The organism is Acinetobacter sp. Colony158, from assembly GCF_019264745.1.
In the GTDB taxonomy this organism is placed as follows: Bacteria; Pseudomonadota; Gammaproteobacteria; order Pseudomonadales; family Moraxellaceae; genus Acinetobacter; species Acinetobacter ursingii.
Genome location: NZ_CP078523.1, coordinates 2,370,019 through 2,373,910 on the forward strand (window position 1 = coordinate 2,370,019; position 3,892 = coordinate 2,373,910).

Genomic DNA, 3,892 nt, shown 5'->3' on the forward strand with positions numbered 1-3,892 from the left:
TTCTCCTTTCCGCCACCACCACTCGTCAGAAAGGTCAATAAATAATCAAAACTATCACGCTATAGTATATGAACCATTTCTAAAATCTATGGAGAGCAAAAATGGTTACTGCTGGCGAAAAACCTGGAACAGGCTTCTATTTTTGTATTCAATGCGGACATCGCGTTTATTTAGAAATTGGTACTGATCGTTTACCTCCGTGTACCAAATGCCTTGGCAAGCAATTTAACAGTAAGCTTGCTTAAGCTGCACACATCAAACAGTTATCCGCTGTTTTGAATGAAAGCCCTGTCCATCGACAGGGTTTTTTATTATTTCCGCTTAAAATAATCGGCGGGTAAAATTTAAGTCTCAATACTTCGACTAAATTTCCAACATACAATAGCGCCGAAACTCACTAAACACGTTCCAATCCAAAACGTCCATTCTGGAACTGTTCGTAGCAATACACTGGCAAATATACTTGATAGAACAGGGGTAAAATAAGTCGCCAACAATAACAATTGAATCTGTCCAAACTGTAAACTTTGATTCCAGTTTTTATAAGCAATCCCAATCAAAGTCCCCATGACAATGATGACTAGCCACAGCTTTACAGAAGGCATTTGCCACGACTGATGTGTCATAAAAAACAAAATCCACAGTGCGATAGCCGTAAAACAAAAAAATAAAGGAACGCCATTATGACCCTGTGCCAATTTTCGAGTCAGCACACAATATAACGACCATAAAATTGCCGCAATAAAAGCCAATAAATAGGCGACAGGATTTTTAGAAATAGTATCTAAAAATAAAGACAAATGAAAAAGTTGAGGGTTAATGACAATCCCTAACCCTACGACAGAAATAGCGATGCCTAAAAATGCAGGGAGTTGAAAAGAAAGCTGTCGATACAGATAAGCAAACAATAAAGTCAAACTGGGCCATAAATAGTTAATCATCGCCAAGATCAAAGCTTCTTCACGTGTATGAGATAGACCAATTGAAGTTAAAAACAAAATTTCATAAAGAACAAAAAAGCTGCCGCAATAGACTAAATATTTTGGTGGTAAGGCTATTTTTAAGGCTTTGGGGTTGGATAACACAATACTGAATGCACTAACGCTATAAAGTAGTGCAATACCAAGCATAGGGGTTAATTGCTCGGTCACCAGTTTGACGCCACCCACGATACTCGCCCAAATCAAAATGGAAGAAAATCCAAGAAAATTGGCAGTCATGGGTTTCATCTAACATTACCAGTGCAAACAATTTGTCCATTTTAAACAAAATAAGAATAATGAGAATATTTTAATTTCAAAGTTATGCACCGCATTAAGACAAAAAAATGAAAACGCACCAATATGGTTCATAAATTTAACAGTTAAATTGCGCTAAAATGAAAATGTTTGAATATGGTGCAATTAAAATTGCAAGCAGTATAATAGCAATGGGATAAACAGGTCTTTTTTAATATTCTGCTAAAGAATTCAATAAATTAGAATAGTCTCAAAAAGTTGGTATGGGAATTGCTTTATAACAGCCAACGACTAACACGCACTTCACAAGTGCAATAATACTTCATTGGAGCATACAGAGCATGGCGAACAAGGTCCTCGAACTCATCAAAGAAAGTGGCGCTAAATGGGTCGATTTTCGCTTTACGGATACTAAAGGTAAAGAGCAACACGTTACTTATCCAGCAGATTCAATTGATGAAGATACATTTGAAGACGGTAAAATGTTCGACGGTTCTTCAATTGCAGGTTGGAAAGGCATTGAAGCTTCTGACATGATTTTACGTCCGGATGCAGAAACTGGTTTTATCGACCCGTTCTTTGCTGAACCTACAGTGGTTGTAACTTGTGACGTTATTGAGCCTTCAACAGGTCAAGGCTATGAACGTGACCCACGCTCGATCGCTCGTCGTGCAGAAGAATATTTAAAATCAACTGGTATTGGTGATACGGCATTCTTTGGTCCAGAGCCAGAATTCTTTGTATTTGACGAAGTAAAATGGGACATCGATATGTCTGGCGCTCGTCATACATTGATCGCTGAAGAAGCTGCATGGTCGACTGGTAAAGACTATGAATCTGGTAACTCTGGTCACCGTCCACGTGTTAAAGGTGGTTATTTCCCAGTTCCACCAGTGGATTCTTCACAAGATATGCGTGCAGAAATGTGTGCAAAAATTGAAGATATCATGGGTCCAGGTCGTGTAGAAGTACATCACCATGAAGTTGCATCTTGCCAGTTAGAAATTGGTGTGAGCTTCAATACACTTGTTCGTAAAGCTGATGAAGTACAACAATTCAAATATGCAGTGTGGAACGTTGCGCATCAATATGCAAAAACAGCAACCTTTATGCCTAAACCAATGGTAGGTGATAATGGTTCTGGTATGCACGTTCACATGTCGATCTCTAAAGATGGCAAGAACTTGTTTGCTGGTGATGAATATGCTGGTTTGTCAGAAATGGCACTTTACTTCATCGGTGGTGTCATCAAGCACGCTCGTGCATTGAATGCAATCACAAACCCATCTACAAACTCTTATAAGCGTTTGGTTCCTCACTTCGAAGCACCAATTATGCTTGCTTACTCTGCACGTAACCGTTCAGCGTCTATCCGTATTCCTTACGTGTCTAGCCCGAAAGGCAAGCGTATCGAAGCTCGTTTCCCAGATCCAATGATGAACCCGTACTTGGGCTTTGCAGCATTGTTAATGGCGGGTATTGATGGTATTCAAAACAAAATCCATCCGGGCGAAGCAGCTGACAAAAACTTGTATGACCTTCCTCCTGAAGAAGAAGCAAAAATCCCAACAGTGGCTCACAGCCTAGATATGGCGCTTGAAGCACTTCAAAATGACCACGAATTCCTTCTTAAAGGTGGCGTGTTCACGAAAGAAATGTTGGATGCTTATATCGAACTTAAAACTGAAGATGTACGTCGTTTAAATACTACGACTCATCCAGTTGAATTTGATATGTACTACAGCTTGTAATCCATATCAATTTAAGAAAGCTCGCGTAATGCGGGCTTTTTTTATACTTTAAATTTTATGCTATATTGATGGAATCAAGAAAATAGAATAATAGTGAAGACTTAAATCATAAATTTCAGGCATAAAAAAACCCGCTTTAATGCTGCGGGCTTTTTTGTATTTGGCTCTCCCACCTGGGCTCGAACCAGGGACCTGCGGATTAACAGTCCGTCGCTCTACCGACTGAGCTATGGGAGAATCTGAAAGCGATTATAAGGGGATTTTAAATACGGTCAAGTCCAATCTGTCATGTTTCTTTCATTTTCCGTGTGTATGATGTTTATTTGAACAAATACTATATCTGACATAAAAATACTTGTGCTTTGAGTTGTAGATTGCTATGTTTGACAGCGTAAGAGTGTTTGAATGGACATTCAAACTGTGTGGATTTAACCCAACTTGCCAGCACTAAATGGCTAAATCGGAGGGCAGTATTATGCCAATTCTTCATATTCAAGATATCTTCTCTCAATTTAAATTTTATCAAGCTCAATATCTGGATATTGTGCGTGATCCCGCTTTGTATTATCAGCCTGTTGAAGATGCTCACATTCATTTTTCTATCGTGAGTGAAGAAAAAATCTATCTAGGTGATTTGTTACAATTATGGTTTGGGGATAAATGGACTGAGCATCAGGTAAAAGTTCTAAATGATGTCAATCATGGACTATGGACGCAATTGAGCGAATGCTGGTACAACTCTTTATTTCTTTTTGCAATTGAGCGTAAAGGTTTATTTGCCAAAACTTCTGCGCTGGCTTGGAGTACAGAAGAACAGCAGATTAAAGAAATTACCCTAGATCAAACCTTGCCTTATTATTGTCATTATTTAAGTCTGGAACGACCTAAACGTTATAGTTAATG

At 38.7% G+C, this 3,892-nt stretch carries 4 protein-coding genes and 1 tRNA gene; 3 read left to right on the plus strand and 2 right to left on the minus strand.

Features of this window, described 5'->3' with window-relative positions:
- Positions 1-101: 101 nt before the first annotated feature.
- The gene (locus tag JR005_RS09565; protein ID WP_004987005.1) at positions 102-245 is read left to right on the plus strand and encodes a zinc ribbon-containing protein; all 144 of its coding nucleotides are present in this window, start codon (positions 102-104) and stop codon (positions 243-245) included.
- A gap of 99 nt (positions 246-344) precedes the next feature.
- Here JR005_RS09565 and yddG read toward each other — a convergent pair whose 3' ends face one another.
- Positions 345-1,220, minus strand: coding sequence for an aromatic amino acid DMT transporter YddG (gene yddG, locus JR005_RS09570; RefSeq protein ID WP_218664967.1), 876 nt, complete (start codon positions 1,218-1,220; stop codon positions 345-347).
- Between the two features lie 359 nt (positions 1,221-1,579).
- Between yddG and glnA the strand changes: the two genes are divergently transcribed.
- Positions 1,580-2,989: a type I glutamate--ammonia ligase gene (gene glnA, locus JR005_RS09575; protein ID WP_004987001.1), complete on the plus strand. Its 1,410-nt coding sequence runs from the start codon at positions 1,580-1,582 to the stop codon at positions 2,987-2,989.
- A 161-nt stretch (positions 2,990-3,150) separates the two neighbouring features.
- On the opposite strand, the gene JR005_RS09580 is transcribed toward glnA, so the two are convergent.
- Positions 3,151-3,226 (minus strand) — tRNA-Asn (locus JR005_RS09580).
- Between the two features lie 238 nt (positions 3,227-3,464).
- Here JR005_RS09580 and JR005_RS09585 point away from each other — a divergent pair.
- Positions 3,465-3,890 (plus strand): hypothetical protein, encoded by a 426-nt coding sequence (locus JR005_RS09585; RefSeq protein ID WP_004986999.1) that lies wholly within the window; start codon positions 3,465-3,467, stop codon positions 3,888-3,890.
- Positions 3,891-3,892: the final 2 nt, after the last annotated feature.